The sequence below is a fragment of the Cellulomonas sp. PS-H5 genome, from assembly GCF_019265565.1.
Classification (GTDB): domain Bacteria; phylum Actinomycetota; class Actinomycetes; order Actinomycetales; family Cellulomonadaceae; genus Cellulomonas.
Genome location: NZ_JAHVCI010000019.1, coordinates 1 through 17,701 on the forward strand (window position 1 = coordinate 1; position 17,701 = coordinate 17,701).

The 17,701-nt window shown below is 71.2% G+C and carries 10 protein-coding genes; all 10 read left to right on the top strand.

Annotated elements, in window-relative coordinates; translation table 11 throughout:
- Positions 1 to 1,227: D-alanyl-D-alanine carboxypeptidase family protein (locus tag J5O08_RS09540; RefSeq protein ID WP_218706642.1), on the top strand; the 1,227-nt coding region annotated here is incomplete at its 5' end.
- A 97-nt stretch (positions 1,228 to 1,324) separates the two neighbouring features.
- Positions 1,325 to 1,765 carry an OsmC family protein gene (locus J5O08_RS09545; RefSeq protein ID WP_217614952.1) on the top strand — a complete coding sequence of 147 codons (441 nt, stop codon included), beginning with the start codon at positions 1,325 to 1,327 and terminating at the stop codon, positions 1,763 to 1,765.
- 129 nt (positions 1,766 to 1,894) lie between these two features.
- A complete protein-coding gene (locus J5O08_RS09550) occupies positions 1,895 to 4,849 on the top strand; it encodes an FAD-binding and (Fe-S)-binding domain-containing protein (protein WP_218706644.1) in 2,955 nt (984 codons plus the stop codon).
- 277 nt (positions 4,850 to 5,126) lie between these two features.
- Entirely contained in the window at positions 5,127 to 5,657 is a 531-nt protein-coding gene (rplJ, locus tag J5O08_RS09555; RefSeq protein WP_147794370.1) for a 50S ribosomal protein L10, read from the top strand.
- Positions 5,658 to 5,738: 81 nt separating this feature from the next.
- On the top strand, positions 5,739 to 6,131 hold the full coding sequence (rplL, locus tag J5O08_RS09560) for a 50S ribosomal protein L7/L12 (RefSeq protein WP_147794369.1): 393 nt from the start codon (positions 5,739 to 5,741) through the stop codon (positions 6,129 to 6,131).
- 508 nt (positions 6,132 to 6,639) lie between these two features.
- Complete coding sequence (gene rpoB, locus J5O08_RS09565; RefSeq protein ID WP_217614949.1) at positions 6,640 to 10,146, top strand: DNA-directed RNA polymerase subunit beta; 3,507 nt, start codon at positions 6,640 to 6,642, stop codon at positions 10,144 to 10,146.
- A gap of 121 nt (positions 10,147 to 10,267) precedes the next feature.
- Positions 10,268 to 14,137 (top strand): DNA-directed RNA polymerase subunit beta', encoded by a 3,870-nt coding sequence (locus J5O08_RS09570; RefSeq protein WP_217614948.1) that lies wholly within the window; start codon positions 10,268 to 10,270, stop codon positions 14,135 to 14,137.
- Positions 14,138 to 14,580: 443 nt separating this feature from the next.
- A complete protein-coding gene (gene rpsL, locus J5O08_RS09575; RefSeq protein ID WP_147794366.1) occupies positions 14,581 to 14,949 on the top strand; it encodes a 30S ribosomal protein S12 in 369 nt (122 codons plus the stop codon).
- Positions 14,950 to 14,953: 4 nt separating this feature from the next.
- Positions 14,954 to 15,424, top strand: a complete 471-nt coding sequence (gene rpsG, locus J5O08_RS09580; protein ID WP_122147699.1) for a 30S ribosomal protein S7 — start codon at positions 14,954 to 14,956, stop codon at positions 15,422 to 15,424.
- A gap of 42 nt (positions 15,425 to 15,466) precedes the next feature.
- Positions 15,467 to 17,584, top strand: coding sequence for an elongation factor G (gene fusA, locus J5O08_RS09585; protein ID WP_308281515.1), 2,118 nt, complete (start codon positions 15,467 to 15,469; stop codon positions 17,582 to 17,584).
- Positions 17,585 to 17,701 lie beyond the last annotated feature (117 nt).

A 17,701-nucleotide genomic window follows, 5' to 3' on the forward strand; every position in this document is an offset into this window, starting at 1 on the left:
CCGGTCGCGACCCTCGCCTCCGCGGAGGCGCCGAACCGTGCCGAGCGCCGCCGGCACCGGCCCCCGCGGCGGTCCGCGGCCCGCATGGCGCAGGGCGCCGTCGCCGTCGGCCTGGCCCTCGGCGTCGGCGGGTTCGCGATCGCGCCGGCCGCCGTGGGCGGCGCCTCCCTCGGGGCCGCCGGAGCGGCCACCGACGCCGAGCCCACCGCGGCGCCGAGCCCGGAGGCGACTGCCGCGACGCTGTCCCCGGCGGTCGTGCAGGAGCGCGGCGCCGCCGTGGTGTCCGCGTCGAGCACCGCCCAGGCGGCCGGCAACGCCAAGGCCGACGCGATCGCCGCGTCGGTCCCGGCCGATGCCACCGCGGCCCTCGACACCGCGGTCGCCGAGCTCGACACGCTGATCGCGGCGACCCAGGCGGAGCAGCCCGCGCTGAGCGCGCTGCAGCCGGCGACCGGCACCACGCCGGCGCCCGTGCTGTCCGGCGACGTGCTCGCGCAGGCGGTCGAGCAGGCCGGCTCCTCGGCGCTCGCGGATGCCGCTGCCGCCGACGGGGCCGTGACCACGTCGGACGACGACACCGCCGCGGACGCCTCGGCGGCGACCGCCTCCCCGTCGGCCCTGCCGACGGACGGCGCGGCGACCGCCGACGCCACGGCCGACCGGGCCGAGGACGCCGACCCCACCACGGTCCGCCTCTCCGCCGCGCGCGACCGGGTCGCCACGCTGACCGCGGAGCTGCAGACGGTCACCCAGCAGACGCAGGAGGCGGCCGCGGCCGCCGCTGCCGCCGCGGAGACCGCCCGCAAGGAGGCCCAGCGGACCTCGCTCGAGGGCTACGCCAACGGCAAGATCCCGTCCTCTGCGCTGTGCGAGCTCGACTTCGCCCCCGGCCAGGAGCTGCGCTGCGACGCGGCCGAGGCGCTGGAGCAGCTGAACGTCGCCTTCACCCAGGCGTTCGGCATCCCGCTGGCGATCACCGACTCCTACCGGTCCTACGGCCAGCAGGTCGCGTGCCGGGCGCAGAAGGGCAACCTCTGCGCGACGCCGGGCACGTCGAACCACGGCGGCGGCGTCGCGATCGACCTCGGCGGGAACGCCTACTCGTTCGGCACCGACCAGCACGACTGGATGCTGGCGCACGCCGAGGAGTACGGCTGGACCCTGCCCGACTGGGCCCGCGCGACCGGGTCGAAGCCGGAGCCGTGGCACTGGGAGTACGTGGGCTGACCACCGGAGCGCGGGTGCGTCGGCGGTCGGGGCGACCTACCGTGTGCAGCGCGGCGGCCGACCGGCCGCCGAGCCACCACTCGTGAGGAGCCTCGACATGCCCACTCGCACCGCACGCACCGCCTGGAACGGCACCCTCAACGAGGGCGGCGGCCAGGTGGAGCTCACCAGCTCGAAGGTCGGCACCTACGACGTGTCGTTCCCGAAGCGCGCGGCCGACGAGGCCGGCGGCACCACCAGCCCCGAGGAGCTGATCGCGGCGGCGCACTCGTCCTGCTACGCGATGCAGCTGTCCGCGCTGATCGGCGAGGCGGGCGGCACGCCCGAGTCCCTCGAGGTCTCCGCCGACGTGACGCTCAGCCCCGACCCCGCCGGCGGCTTCCGGATCAGCGGCATCGCCCTGACGGTCCGCGGCGAGGTCTCCGGCCTGGACGAGGCCGGCTTCCTGAAGGCCGCGCAGGACGCGAAGGCCACCTGCCCGGTCAGCAAGGCGCTCACCGGCACCGAGATCACGCTGGACGCCGCGCTCGAGTCCTGAGCGCCCCGCCCCGACGCCCCGCCCCGCCCCTCCGGGCGGGGCGGGGCGTCGCCGCGTCCGGGGCCGTGCGGCACGTCCGGGGCCTGGACGGGGCGCCACCCACCGCCCGGCCGGTGGAACACTGACCGCGTGCCGACCGCCACGTCCCTCCCCCCGGGCGCCGACCCCCGCACGCCGCAGGGCCCCGACGCCGCCGAGCTCGTCCGCGCGCTGCGCGCCGCCGTCGGGGGGGCGGTGGACGACTCCGCCCGCCGCCGCGCCGAGTACTCCACGGACGCGTCGAACTACCGCGTGGTGCCGTCGGTGGTCGTGTTCCCGCGCGACGTGGACGACGCGCTCGCCGCGCTCGACGTCGCCCGCGGCCTCGGCGCCCCGGTGACCTCCCGCGGCGGAGGCACGTCCGTCGCCGGCAACGCCGTCGGCACCGGCGTCGTCCTCGACTGGTCGCGGCACGTGAACCGGGTGCTCGACGTCGACCCCGAGGCCCGCACCGCGCGCGTCGAGCCCGGCGTCGTCATGGCCATGCTGCAGAGGGCGGCGGCGCCGCACGGGATGCGGTTCGGCCCGGACCCGTCGACCCAGGCGCGCGCCACCCTCGGCGGGATGATCGGCAACAACGCCTGCGGGCCCCGCGCGGTGGCCTACGGCCGGACCGCCGACAACGTGCTGGAGCTCGACGTCGTCGACGGGCGCGGCCGGCGGTTCACCGCCGCGAAGGGTCTCGACCCCGTCGACGGGCTGGACGCGCTGGTCCGCGCCGAGATGGCGACCCTCCGCACCGAGCTCGGCAGGTTCGGCCGCCAGGTGTCGGGCTACTCGCTCGAGCACCTGCTCCCGGAGAACGGCGCCGACCTCGCCAAGGCCCTGGTCGGCACGGAGGGCACCGTCGTCACCCTGCTCGGCGCGACGGTGCGCCTGGTGCCGGTGTCCGCCGCCCCGGTGCTGGTCGTGCTCGGCTACCCCGACATGGCCACGGCCGCCGACGCCGTCCCCGCGCTGCTGGCGCACCGGCCCCTGGCCGTCGAGGGCATGGACGCCCGCCTCGTCGACGTCGTGCGCCGGGTCAAGGGCGCCGCCGCCGTCCCGCCGCTGCCCGAGGGCGCCGGCTGGATGATGTGCGAGGTCGGCGGCGACACGCTCGACGAGGCGCTGGAGCGGGCGCACGCCCTGGCGGCCGACGCCGGCACCCGGGCGGTCGGCGTGTTCCCGCCCGGGCCCGAGGCCGCGGCGATGTGGCGCATCCGCGAGGACGGCGCCGGGCTCGGCGGCCGGACACCGTCGGGGGAGCAGGCCTGGCCCGGGTTCGAGGACTCCGCGGTGCCGCCCGAGCGGCTGGGCGCGTACCTGCGCGACCTCGAGGCGCTCATGGCGCGGCACGGGGTCGACGGCCTGGCGTACGGGCACTTCGGCGACGGCTGCGTGCACCTGCGGCTCGACGTCCCGATGGAGCGGTCCGGCGACCCCATGCGGGCGTTCATGACCGACGCCGCGCACCTCGTCGCGTCGCACGGCGGCTCGCTGTCCGGCGAGCACGGCGACGGGCGCGCCCGCTCCGAGCTGCTGCCGGTCATGTACTCCGAGCAGGCCATCGGCGCGTTCGAGGCGTTCAAGGCGCTGCTCGACCCGGACGACCTGCTCAACCCCGGCGTCCTCGTCCGCCCGCGCCCGCTCGACGCCGACCTGCGCCGCCCGCACGCCCGCCCGATCCCCGCGGGCCACGGCGGCTTCGCGTTCGGCCACGACCACGGCGACTTCACCACGGCCGTGCACCGGTGCGTCGGCGTCGGCAAGTGCCGCGCGGACTCGTCGGCGGCGGGCGGGTTCATGTGCCCGTCGTACCTGGCGACGAAGGACGAGAAGGACTCCACCCGCGGGCGCGCCCGCGTCCTGCAGGAGATGGCGAACGGGACCCTGGTGTCCCGCGGCTGGTCCTCGCCCGAGGTGCACGACGTCCTCGACCTGTGCCTGTCCTGCAAGGCGTGCTCCTCGGACTGCCCGGCCGGGGTCGACATGGCGCAGTACAAGGCGGAGGTGCTGCACCGCACCTACCGGGGCCGGCTGCGCCCGGTGAACCACTACGCGCTCGGCTGGCTGCCGCGGTGGACCCGGCTCGTCACCGGGGTCCCGGGACTGGCGCGGCTGGCCAACGCCGCGCTGTCCGTCCGGCCGCTGGCGAAGGTCGTGCTGAAGCTCGGCGGCATGGACAGCCGGCGGAAGATGGTCTCGTTCGCGCCGTCGCCGTTCCGCGCGCGCGTGCGGAACGGCGAGGTCGCGGCGCGACGCGGGGCCGCGCCGAAAGCCCAGGGCGCCGGCGCGCTGTCCGTCACCGGCACCTCGGGCCGCCCGCCCGTGCTGCTGTGGACCGACTCGTTCAGCGACAGCCTCGCGCCGTCGGTGCCCGTCGCGGCCGTCAAGGTCCTGCGGGCCGCCGGCTACGACGTGCTGGTCCCCGAGCACGACGCGTGCTGCGGGCTCACCTGGATCTCGACGGGGCAGCTCGACGGCGCGCGCAAGCGGCTCACCCACCTGCTCGAGGTGCTCGGGCCGTACGCGGTGAACGGCGTGCCGATCGTCGGGCTGGAGCCGTCCTGCACCGCCGTCCTGCGGTCCGACCTGCTCGACCTGCTGCCCGACGACCCGCGCGCCGTCGCCGTCGCCCGGTCCACCCGGACGCTCGCCGAGCTGCTCACCGCGCCCGCGCCGATCGGCCCGGGGGAGCGGTGGCGGCTGCCGGACCTGTCGGACGTCACGGCGGTCGTGCAGCCGCACTGCCACCACCACAGCGTGATGACCTACACCGCCGACCACGCGCTGCTGACCGAGGCCGGTGCGTCGTTCTCGGAGCTCGCCGGCTGCTGCGGGCTCGCGGGCAACTTCGGCATGGAGGCCGGTCACTACGACGTGTCGGTCCAGGTCGCCGAGCGCGCGCTGCTGCCGGCGCTGCGGGCGGCGGCGTCGGGGGACGTGTTCCTGGCCGACGGGTACTCCTGCCGCACCCAGGCCGACCAGCTCGCGGACGTGCAGGGCGTGCACCTCGCGGAGCTCCTGGCGGCGCACCTGCCGGCCGCGACGGCGGAGCGGTAGGGCGGCCGGCCAGCGGATTTGGGCCACGGCGTCGCGTGCCGTACTCTGGTCGCTGCCCAAGACCGCAGGTCGTCGGCTCCCGTGCTCGTCCCGCCTCCGCGGGGTGCGCCCGTGAGCCGCCCGAAGTCCCGCTCACGCGGAGGCCCGCGCAGGTGATCGAAGTTCGATGGTGGGGCGCGCGAGCGCCTCGACTGCGAGCCCCGGCGCCTGCGCCGGGGCTCTTTCCGTGCCGGGGCCGAGGACGACGCCCGGCGGCACCACCATCGGAAGGATTGCCATGGCGAGGCCGGACAAGGCAGCCGCAGTCGCCGAGCTCACGGAGCAGTTCCGTGACTCGAACGCGGCCGTGCTGACCGAGTACCGCGGGCTCACCGTCGCGCAGCTCAAGCAGCTGCGACGGTCGCTGAGCGGCAACGCGAACTACGCCGTGGTGAAGAACACGCTGACCGCGATCGCGGCCAAGGAAGCCGGCATCGAGGGGATCGCCGACGAGCTCAAGGGCCCGTCCGCCATCGCCTTCGTGACCGGTGACCCGGTCGAGGCCGCCAAGGGTCTGCGTGACTTCGCCAAGGCGAACCCCGCACTGGTCATCAAGGGTGGTGTCCTCGACGGGCGCGCCCTGACCGCTGCGGACGTCACCAAGCTCGCGGACCTCGAGTCCCGCGAGGTCCTGCTGGCCAAGGCGGCCGGTGCGATGAAGGCCAAGCTGTTCCAGACGGCTTACCTCTTCACCGCGCCCGCCTCGAAGGCCGTGCGCACCGTCGAGGCGCTCCGCGTCCAGCAGGAGACCGCCGACACCGCTGCCTGAGCCGTCCCGGCTCACGCGCTCCCCACACTGCCCCGCACGGTCGACCTGACCGGCGAGGACCGAACGGAAGGAACCGCCATCATGGCGAAGCTCACCACCGACGAGCTCATCGAGCAGTTCAAGGGCCTCACCCTCATCGAGCTCTCCGAGTTCGTGAAGGCGTTCGAGGACGTCTTCGAGGTCACCGCCGCGGCCCCGGCCGCCGTGGCCGTCGCCCCCGCCGCCGGCGGTGCCGGTGCCGAGGCCGCCGCCGAGGAGGAGAAGGACGAGTTCGACGTCATCCTCGAGGCCGCCGGCGACAAGAAGATCCAGGTCATCAAGGAGGTGCGCGGCCTCACCTCGCTCGGTCTGAAGGAGGCCAAGGACCTCGTGGACGGCGCCCCGAAGCCGGTCCTGGAGAACGTCAACAAGGAGACCGCGGACAAGGCCAAGGCCGCCCTCGAGGGCGCCGGCGCCACCGTCACCCTCAAGTGACCCGCTCCGGGTGCGGCGCGCTCGCGCGCTGACACCCGGGTCCCCTCGCACGCAGGCCCGCACCCCCTCGGGGGTGCGGGCCTGCGTCGTCCCCGGGGCGCGGCGAGCGCGCCCGGCCGCCCGGCTGACTCCCGGCAGCGCGAGCGAGTAAGGGACACGCCGAGCGAGTAGTCCGCGGGTACTCGCTCGACGCGCCGCGTACCCCCTCGACGCGCTGCGGAATGCGCGCGGGGGAGCGGGCGTTGCAGGTCACCGGAGGCACGACGGCGTGCTCCGGCACGGACGGTCCAGGTCCGCGACCAGGTGTGGCGCACGCCCCATACCACGGCGTGTGGACATGGCGCCACGTCTGTACTACGCTAGCGCTTTGCGCTGGCCTGTGCCCGCTACCCCGTATAACCCGCGCCCGACGGCATCGTAGTACGCGATGCCCGCAGGGCCTGTGGCCGGGGGGTCGCGAACCGCCGGGCCCGTCGCAGGGAACTCGATCTGCTGGGAAGGACCCCTCTTGGCTGCCTCGCGCACCTCCTCCGCAACGTCCGAAGCCATCGCGAACCGCACCATCTCCCGCCGCGTCTCGTTCGCCCGGATCGACGAGCCCCTCGAGGTCCCGGACCTCCTCGGGCTCCAGACGGAGAGCTTCGACTGGCTGCTCGGCAACGAGAAGTGGCAGGCCCGCGTCGCCGCCGCTCTCGAGAACGGCCGGCAGGACGTCCCGGAGACCGCTGGACTGGAGGAGATCTTCGAGGAGATCTCCCCCATCGAGGACTTCGGCGGCACCATGTCGCTGTCGTTCCGCGAGCACCGTTTCGAGCCGCCGAAGTACACGGCCGACGAGTGCAAGGAGAAGGACTTCACCTACGCGGCGCCGCTGTTCGTCACCGCGGAGTTCGTGAACTACACCACCGGTGAGATCAAGAGCCAGACGGTCTTCATGGGCGACTTCCCGCTCATGAGCGAGCGCGGCACCTTCATCATCAACGGCACCGAGCGCGTCGTCGTCTCCCAGCTCGTCCGCTCCCCGGGCGTGTACTTCGAGCGCGCCGCCGACAAGACGTCCGACAAGGACATCTTCTCGGTCAAGATGATCCCGAGCCGCGGTGCCTGGCTGGAGTTCGAGATCGACAAGCGCGACAACGTCGGCGTCCGCGTCGACCGCAAGCGCAAGCAGAACGCCACCGTGCTGCTCAAGGCCCTCGGCATGACCGAGTCGGAGATCCGCGAGGAGTTCGCGCAGTTCCCGGCCGTCATCGACACCCTGGAGAAGGACCACGTCCAGACCCAGGACGAGGCGCTGCTCGACCTGTACCGCAAGATCCGCCCGGGCGAGCCGCCGACCGTCGAGGCCGGCCGCGCGCTGATCGAGAACTTCTACTTCAACCCGAAGCGCTACGACCTGGCGAAGGTCGGCCGCTACAAGCTGAACAAGAAGCTCGGCATCGACGTGCCGCTCGCCGACTCGGTGCTGTCCAAGGACGACATCGTCGCCGCGATCAAGTACATGGCCGCGCTGCACGCCGACGTGGCGACCCTGCCGGGCCGGCGCAACGGCGAGGCCGTCGAGGTCCGCGTCGAGACCGACGACATCGACCACTTCGGCAACCGCCGCATCCGCGCCGTGGGCGAGCTCATCCAGAACCAGGTCCGCACCGGCCTGTCCCGGATGGAGCGCGTCGTGCGCGAGCGCATGACCACCCAGGACGTCGAGGCGATCACGCCGCAGACCCTGATCAACATCCGCCCCGTCGTGGCCTCCATCAAGGAGTTCTTCGGGACGTCCCAGCTGTCGCAGTTCATGGACCAGAACAACCCGCTAGCCGGCCTGACGCACAAGCGTCGCCTGTCCGCGCTGGGCCCGGGTGGTCTGTCCCGCGACCGCGCCGGCATGGAGGTCCGTGACGTCCACCCGTCGCACTACGGCCGCATGTGCCCGATCGAGACCCCCGAGGGCCCGAACATCGGCCTCATCGGCTCGCTCGCGACGTTCGGGCGGATCAACCCGTTCGGCTTCGTCGAGACCCCGTACCGCAAGGTCGAGTTCGGCCGCGTGACGGACGAGGTGCACTACCTCACCGCCGACGACGAGGACCGCTACGTCATCGCCCAGGCCAACGCGGCCGTGGACGCGAACGGCAAGTTCGCCGACGAGACCGTGCTGGTCCGCGTCAAGGGCGGCGACACCGAGGACGTCCCGGCCGAGACGGTCGACTACATGGACGTCTCGCCGCGCCAGATGGTGTCGGTCGCGACGGCCCTCATCCCGTTCCTCGAGCACGACGACGCCAACCGCGCGCTCATGGGCGCCAACATGCAGCGCCAGGCCGTGCCGCTGGTCCGCTCCGAGGCGCCGCTGGTCGGCACCGGCATGGAGTGGCGCGCGGCGGTCGACGCCGGCGACGTCATCGTGGCCTCGAAGCCCGGTGTGGTCACCGAGGTGTCGGCCGACCTCATCACGGTCGCCAACGACGACGCGACGACGAGCACCTACCGCGTGGCGAAGTTCCGCCGCTCGAACCAGGGCACGTCCTACAACCAGCGCGTGCTGGTCGACCAGGGCGCCCGCGTCGAGGTCGGCTCCGTGCTGGCCGACGGCCCGGCGACGGACGAGGGCGAGCTGTCCCTCGGCCGCAACCTGCTGGTCGCGTTCATGTCGTGGGAGGGCCACAACTACGAGGACGCGATCATCCTGTCGCAGCGCCTCGTGCAGGACGACGTCCTGTCCTCGATCCACATCGAGGAGCACGAGGTCGACGCCCGCGACACCAAGCTCGGCCCCGAGGAGATCACGCGGGACATCCCGAACGTCTCCGAGGACGTGCTGGCGGACCTGGACGAGCGCGGCATCATCCGCATCGGCGCCGAGGTCTCCGCGGGCGACGTGCTGGTCGGCAAGGTCACCCCGAAGGGCGAGACCGAGCTGACCCCGGAGGAGCGCCTGCTGCGCGCGATCTTCGGCGAGAAGGCCCGCGAGGTCCGCGACACGTCCCTCAAGGTGCCGCACGGCGAGTCCGGCACGGTCATCGAGGTGCGCACGTTCAACCGCGAGGACGGCGACGAGCTGCCCGCCGGCGTGAACGAGCTTGTCCGGGTGTACATCGCCCAGCGCCGCAAGATCACGGACGGCGACAAGCTCGCCGGCCGCCACGGCAACAAGGGCGTCATCTCGAAGATCCTGCCCGTCGAGGACATGCCGTTCCTCCCGGACGGCACCGCGGTGGACATCGTCCTGAACCCGATGGGTGTCCCCGGGCGCATGAACGTCGGCCAGGTGCTGGAGGTCCACCTCGGGTGGATCGCCAAGCAGGGCTGGAACGTCGAGCTGGCCGAGGGCGACCTGTCCTGGATCGACGAGGTCCCGGACATCGCCAAGTCGTCGCAGCCGGGCGTCCCGGTCGCGACGCCGGTGTTCGACGGCGTGCCGGAGGAGACCCTCACCGGTCTGCTCGGCTCGACCCTGCCGAACCGCGACGGCGAGCGCATGGTCGGCGTGGACGGCAAGGCGCGGCTGTTCGACGGCCGCTCCGGCGAGCCGTTCCCGGACCCGGTGGCCGTGGGCTACATGTACATCCTCAAGCTGCACCACCTCGTGGACGACAAGATCCACGCCCGGTCGACCGGCCCGTACTCGATGATCACGCAGCAGCCGCTGGGTGGTAAGGCGCAGTTCGGCGGCCAGCGGTTCGGCGAGATGGAGGTGTGGGCCCTCGAGGCGTACGGCGCGGCCTACACGCTGCAGGAGCTCCTGACCATCAAGTCGGACGACATCCCGGGCCGCGTGAAGGTGTACGAGGCCATCGTCAAGGGCGAGAACATCCCCGACTCGGGCATCCCGGAGTCCTTCAAGGTGCTCCTCAAGGAGATGCAGTCCCTCTGCCTGAACGTGGAGGTGCTGTCCTCCGACGGCGTGTCGATCGACATGCGGGAGAACGACGACGAGGTGTACCGCGCCGCCGAGGAGCTGGGCATCGACCTCTCGCGCCGCCCGAACGCCGCGAGCACCGTCGACGAGATCTGACGCCGAGCGTCCGCCGGCCCCCTCACCGGGGCCGGCGGGCCGCCCGCACCCCTTGCAGCATCTCCATTCCGCCGGAACGAGGCGCCCCGCGCGCACCGGCATGCGAAGGAAGTAGGACCCCTTGCTCGACGTCAACGTCTTCGACGAGCTGCGCATCGGCCTGGCCACGGCCGACGACATCCGGACCTGGTCGCACGGCGAGGTCAAGAAGCCCGAGACCATCAACTACCGCACCCTGAAGCCGGAGAAGGACGGGCTCTTCTGCGAGAAGATCTTCGGCCCCACCCGGGACTGGGAGTGCTACTGCGGCAAGTACAAGCGCGTGCGCTTCAAGGGCATCATCTGCGAGCGCTGCGGCGTCGAGGTGACCCGTTCCAAGGTGCGTCGTGAGCGCATGGGCCACATCGAGCTGGCCGCGCCCGTCACGCACATCTGGTTCTTCAAGGGCGTGCCCTCGCGCCTCGGCTACCTGCTCGACCTCGCCCCGAAGGACCTCGAGAAGGTCATCTACTTCGCGGCGTACATGATCACGTGGGTCGACACCGACGGTCGCCAGGAGGACCTGCCGAACCTCCAGAACGAGATCGACCTGGAGCGCAAGGAGATCGCGGACCGCCGCGACAACGACATCAACACCCGCGCGTCGAAGCTCGAGGCCGACCTGGCCGAGCTCGAGGCCGAGGGTGCCAAGGCCGACGCGCGCCGCAAGGTCCGCGACTCGGCCGAGCGCGAGATGGCGCAGATCCGCAAGCGCGCGGACGCCGAGATCGAGCGCCTGGACACCATCTGGGACAAGTTCAAGAACCTCAAGGTCGCGGACCTCGAGGGCGACGAGCTGCTCTACCGCCAGCTGCAGGACCGCTACGGCAACTACTTCGAGGGCTCGATGGGCGCCGCGGCGATCCAGAAGCGCCTCGAGGCGTTCGACCTGGACGCCGAGGCCGAGAACCTGCGCGAGATCATCCGCACCGGCAAGGGCCAGCGGAAGACCCGTGCGCTCAAGCGCCTCAAGGTCGTCAACGCGTTCCTCACCACGACGAACTCGCCGACCGGCATGGTGCTGGACGCCGTCCCGGTCATCCCGCCGGACCTGCGCCCGATGGTGCAGCTCGACGGCGGCCGGTTCGCCACGTCCGACCTGAACGACCTGTACCGCCGCGTCATCAACCGGAACAACCGCCTCAAGCGGCTCCTGGACCTGGGCGCGCCGGAGATTATCGTCAACAACGAGAAGCGGATGCTCCAGGAGGCCGTGGACTCGCTGTTCGACAACGGCCGCCGCGGCCGCCCGGTCACGGGCCCCGGCAACCGCCCGCTGAAGTCGATCTCCGACATGCTCAAGGGCAAGCAGGGCCGGTTCCGCCAGAACCTGCTCGGCAAGCGCGTCGACTACTCGGGCCGTTCGGTCATCGTCGTCGGCCCGCAGCTCAAGCTGCACCAGTGCGGTCTGCCCAAGCAGATGGCGCTCGAGCTGTTCAAGCCGTTCGTGATGAAGCGCCTGGTCGACCTGAACCACGCGCAGAACATCAAGTCGGCCAAGCGCATGGTCGAGCGCGCGCGCCCGGTCGTGTGGGACGTGCTCGAGGAGGTCATCACCGAGCACCCGGTGCTGCTGAACCGCGCGCCCACGCTGCACCGCCTCGGCATCCAGGCGTTCGAGCCCCAGCTGGTCGAGGGCAAGGCGATCCACCTGCACCCGCTCGTCTGCGGCGCGTTCAACGCCGACTTCGACGGCGACCAGATGGCCGTGCACCTGCCCCTGAGCGCGGAGGCGCAGGCCGAGGCCCGCATCCTCATGCTCTCGAGCAACAACATCCTGAAGCCGTCGGACGGCCGTCCGGTGACCATGCCCTCGCAGGACATGATCATCGGTCTGTTCCACCTGACCTCCGACAAGGTGGACCCGGTGGGCGCGGGCCGGGCGTTCAGCTCGGTGTCCGAGGCGATCATGGCGTTCGACCAGGGCTCGCTGGACCTCAACGCGGTCGTCAAGATCCGCATGGAGGGCCTCGTGTTCGGCCCCGGCCAGGAGCCCGAGGGCTTCTCCGCCGACGAGCCGTTCCTGTTCGAGACCTCGCTCGGCCGGGCGCTGTTCAACGAGCTGCTGCCGGTGGACTACCCGTACGAGAACGGCGTCGTCGACAAGAAGCGCCTCTCCGTGATCGTCAACGACCTCGCGGAGCGGTACCCGAAGGTCGAGGTCGCCGCCTCGCTCGACGCCCTGAAGGAGGCCGGCTTCCGCTGGGCCACCCGCTCGGGCGTGACCATCTCCATCTCGGACGTGGCGGCGCCGACCGCCAAGGCGGAGATCCTCACCGAGCACGAGGCGCGCGCGGCGAAGGTGCAGGGCCAGTACGACAAGGGCCTCATCACCGACGACGAGCGTCGCCAGGAGCTCATCGAGATCTGGACGCAGGCCACCGACAAGGTCGCCAAGGCGATGCAGGAGAACTTCAACGCCCGCAACACCGTGTTCCGCATGGTCGGCTCGGGTGCGCGCGGTAACTGGATGCAGGTCCGTCAGATCGCCGGCATGCGCGGCCTCGTGGCGAACCCGAAGGGCGAGATCATCCCCCGCCCGATCAAGTCCAACTACCGCGAGGGCCTGTCGGTCCTGGAGTACTTCATCGCGACGCACGGCGCCCGCAAGGGTCTGGCGGACACCGCGCTGCGGACCGCCGACTCGGGCTACCTGACCCGTCGTCTGGTGGACGTGTCGCAGGACGTCATCGTCCGCGAGGAGGACTGCGGCACCGAGCGCGGCCTGACCATGCCGATCGGCGTGGCCACCGCGGACGGCTCGCTCCGCCGGCACGACAAGGTCGAGACCTCGGTCTACGCCCGCACCCTGGCCACCGCCGTCGAGATCGACGGCGAGGTCATCGGGAACTCGGGCGACGACGTGGGCGACGTCCTGCTGGACCGCCTGCTCGCGGCCGGCGTCGAGTCGCTCAAGGTCCGCTCCGTGCTGACCTGCGAGTCGCGCGTCGGCACCTGCGCCAAGTGCTACGGCCGCTCCCTGGCCACCGGCAAGCTGGTGGACATCGGCGAGGCCGTCGGCATCATCGCGGCGCAGTCCATCGGTGAGCCCGGCACGCAGCTGACGATGCGGACCTTCCACACCGGTGGTGTCGCGTCGGCCGAGGACATCACGCAGGGTCTGCCGCGTGTCCAGGAGCTCTTCGAGGCCCGCACCCCCAAGGGTGAGAGCCCCATCGCGGAGTTCTCCGGCCGCATCGCCATCGACGAGGCGGACCGGACGCGGCGCATCGTGCTGACGCCGGACGACGGCTCGGAGGAGATCGCCTACCCGATCACCAAGCGCTCGCGCCTGCTCGTGTCCGACGGCGACCACGTCGAGGTCGGCACGCAGCTGGTCCAGGGTGCGGTGGACCCGAAGAAGGTCCTGCGCATCCTCGGCCCGCGCGCCACGCAGAAGCACCTGGTGGACGAGGTCCAGGAGGTCTACAACTCCCAGGGCGTGGACATCCACGACAAGCACATCGAGGTCATCGTGCGGCAGATGCTGCGTCGGGTGACCGTGCTCGACTCGGGTGACACGGACCTGCTGCCGGGCGAGCTGGCCGAGCGCGGCCGGTTCGAGGACGCGAACCGCCGGGCGGTCGCCGAGGGCGGTCAGCCGGCCTCGGGTCGTCCGGAGCTGATGGGCATCACGAAGGCGTCGCTCGCGACGGACTCGTGGCTGTCGGCGGCGTCCTTCCAGGAGACGACCCGCGTCCTCACCGAGGCCGCGATGTCGGGCCGCTCCGACCCGCTGCTGGGCCTGAAGGAGAACGTGATCCTCGGCAAGCTGATCCCCGCCGGTACGGGCCTGCCCCGCTACCACGAGGTGTCGGTGGAGCCCACCGAGGAGGCGAAGGCCGAGCTGTACCCGTCCTTCGGCTACGACGAGATCGACTTCCCCGCCCTGGGCCTCGGCTCGGGCGAGGCGATCCCGCTCGAGGACATCGACTTCGGCGACTACCGCTGATCTCGAGCCTCACCGGTCCGAGGGGGTCCGCCGCGCTGGTCGCGGCGGGCCCCCTCGGCCGTGCGGGGGAGGGTCCGGGAACATCCGGGCCCGACCTCGTGTTGTGATCGACGTCCCACCAGCCGACCGTCACCAGGTGCTTTGACCCTGGGGTGACGGCCGAGTAACGTGGGACACCGTGCCCGCGCCGTCGGGCTCTCGCGCGCGCTCACGTGGTCACCACGTGCGTCGCCGGGTGGATCGCCCCCCACCGCGCCTGTGGCTCCCTTCCGGGACCCGGTGTGCGGAGCAGGACGGGGTCGACACGCCCGGGCGCGGGGGTCGGAGCGGGACGCAAGACCTCTCGGGGTAGTCGCGCGACGGGCGACGATCCGGACCATTGCCGGCCGTCCAGGGTGACGGGTGCCGGTCAGACCAGACTCGACAACCAAGACGGAGACGTAGTGCCTACGATCCAGCAGCTGGTCCGCAAGGGCCGGCAGGCGAAGACGAACAAGTCGAAGACGCCTGCCCTCAAGGGCAGCCCGCAGCGGCGCGGTGTGTGCACCCGCGTCTACACGACCACCCCCAAGAAGCCGAACTCGGCTCTGCGGAAGGTCGCGCGCGTCAAGCTCTCCTCGGGCATCGAGGTCACCGCGTACATCCCCGGTGAGGGCCACAACCTGCAGGAGCACTCGATCGTGCTCGTGCGCGGCGGTCGTGTGAAGGACCTCCCCGGTGTGCGCTACAAGATCATCCGTGGTGCTCTGGACACCCAGGGCGTGAAGAACCGTAAGCAGGCGCGCAGCCGCTACGGCGCGAAGAAGGGCTGAACCGATGCCTCGTAAGGGTCCCGCCCCCCGCCGGCCGCTGATCGTCGACCCGGTCTACGGCTCGCCGGTCGTCACGCAGCTCATCAACAAGGTCCTCCTCGACGGCAAGAAGTCCGTCGCCGAGGCCATCGTCTACGGCGCGCTCGAGGGCGTCCGCGAGAAGACCCAGGGCGACCCGGTCGTCGTGCTGAAGCGCGCGCTGGACAACGTCCGCCCGTCGCTCGAGGTCCGCTCCCGCCGCGTCGGTGGCGCCACCTACCAGGTCCCGGTCGAGGTCCGCCCCGTCCGCCAGACCACGCTCGCGCTGCGCTGGCTCACGGACTACTCGCGCGCTCGCCGCGAGAAGACCATGACCGAGCGCCTCATGAACGAGATCCTCGACGCCAGCAACGGCCTGGGCGCCGCGGTCAAGCGCCGCGAGGACATGCACAAGATGGCCGAGTCCAACAAGGCGTTCGCCCACTACCGCTGGTAATCCCAGCTGTAGCGCGGACCCCACTACCGAGGGGCTGAACCTGTGGCACTGGACGTGCTCACGGACCTGCACAAGGTCCGGAACATCGGCATCATGGCGCACATCGATGCCGGCAAGACCACGACGACCGAGCGGATCCTGTACTACACGGGCGTCAACTACAAGATCGGCGAGACCCACGACGGGGCGTCGACCACGGACTGGATGGAGCAGGAGCAGGAGCGTGGCATCACGATCACGTCCGCTGCTGTGACCGCCTTCTGGAACAAGGGCAAGGCGAACGAGACGCAGATCAACGTCATCGACACGCCCGGTCACGTGGACTTCACCGTCGAGGTGGAGCGCTCGCTGCGCGTGCTCGACGGCGCGGTCGCGGTGTTCGACGGCAAGGAGGGCGTGGAGCCCCAGTCGGAGACCGTGTGGCGCCAGGCCGACAAGTACGAGGTCCCCCGCATCTGCTTCGTCAACAAGATGGACAAGCTGGGCGCGGACTTCTACTTCACGGTCGACACCATCGTGAACCGCCTCAAGGCCAAGCCGCTGGTCCTCCAGCTGCCGATCGGCTCCGAGAACGACTTCATCGGCGTCGTCGACCTGGTCGAGATGCGTGCGCTCGTGTGGCGCGGCGAGACCGAGATGGGCGCGAAGTACGAGATCGAGGAGATCCCGGCCGACCTCCAGGAGCGGGCGGACCAGTTCCGTGCCGAGCTGCTCGAGGCCGTCGCCGAGACCGACGACGAGCTGCTCGAGAAGTTCCTGGGCGGTGAGGAGCTCACGGTCGCCGAGATCAAGGCCGGCATCCGCAAGCTCACCATCGCCGGCGACGCGTACCCGGTCCTGTGCGGCTCGGCGTTCAAGAACAAGGGCGTCCAGCCCATGCTCGACGCCGTCGTCGACTACCTCCCGTCGCCCCTCGACGTCCCGGCCATCCAGGGCCACGACGTCAAGGACCCGGAGGTCGTCATCGAGCGGCACCCGGACGCCACCGAGCCGTTCTCGGCCCTGGCGTTCAAGATCGCGGCGCACCCGTTCTTCGGCAAGCTCACCTTCATCCGGGTGTACTCGGGGAAGGTCGTGCAGGGCGCCCAGGTCATGAACTCGACCAAGGGCAAGAAGGAGCGCATCGGGAAGATCTTCCAGATGCACGCCAACAAGGAGAACCCGGTCGACGAGGCCACGGCGGGCCACATCTACGCGTTCATCGGCCTGAAGGACGTCACCACCGGTGACACCCTGTCGGACGCGAGCGCGCAGGTCATCCTCGAGTCGATGACCTTCCCCGAGCCGGTCATCGACGTGGCCATCGAGCCCAAGACGAAGGCCGACCAGGAGAAGCTCTCCACGGCGATCCAGAAGCTCGCCGAGGAGGACCCGACCTTCCGCGTCCGCCTGGACGAGGAGACCGGCCAGACCGTCATCGGCGGCATGGGCGAGCTCCACCTCGACATCCTCGTCGACCGCATGCGTCGCGAGTTCAAGGTCGAGGCGAACGTCGGCAAGCCGCAGGTGGCGTACCGCGAGACGATCCGCCGCAAGGTGGAGAAGATCGACTACACCCACAAGAAGCAGACGGGTGGCTCGGGCCAGTTCGCGAAGGTCCAGATGACCTTCGAGCCGCTGGAGTCCGAGGACGGCGAGCTGTACGCGTTCGAGAACGCGGTCACCGGTGGTCGCGTCCCGCGCGAGTACATCCCGTCGGTCGACCAGGGCATCCAGAGCGCCATGCAGCTCGGCGTGCTGGCCGGCTTCCCGCTGGTCGGCATCAAGGCCACGCTGCTCGACGGTGCGGCGCACGACGTCGACTCGTCCGAGATGGCGTTCAAGATCGCCGGCTCGATGATCCTCAAGGAGGCCGTCCGCAAGGCGGACCCGGTCCTCCTCGAGCCGGTCATGGCCGTCGAGGTGCGGACGCCCGAGGACTACATGGGCGACGTCATCGGCGACATCAACTCGCGTCGCGGCATGATCCAGTCCATGGAGGACGCGACGGGCGTGAAGGTGATCCGCGCCCAGGTGCCGCTCTCCGAGATGTTCGGCTACGTCGGCGACCTGCGGTCCAAGACCCAGGGTCGTGCGGTGTACTCGATGCAGTTCGACAGCTACGCCGAGGTTCCTCGGAATGTTGCCGACGAGATCATCAAGAAGACCCGGGGCGAGTAGTCCCACAGGTCGAACCAAGAACGACCACCCAAACCGACCCGTAGGACCGCACGTCCGCGGGGGGCCGCAGTGCCCCCCGCATCGTTCGGCAATCTCTACACCAGAGTCCTGAGGAGG

Bases quoted from the DNA above. Each gene is read 5' to 3' on its own strand.
- rplJ (WP_147794370.1), top strand. From the start codon at position 5,127: ATGGCGAGGCCGGACAAGGCAGCCGCAGTCGCCGAGCTCACGGAGCAG.
- rpsG (WP_122147699.1), top strand. From the start codon at position 14,954: ATGCCTCGTAAGGGTCCCGCCCCCCGCCGGCCGCTGATCGTCGACCCG.
- J5O08_RS09545 (WP_217614952.1), top strand. From the start codon at position 1,325: ATGCCCACTCGCACCGCACGCACCGCCTGGAACGGCACCCTCAACGAG.
- rplL (WP_147794369.1), top strand. From the start codon at position 5,739: ATGGCGAAGCTCACCACCGACGAGCTCATCGAGCAGTTCAAGGGCCTC.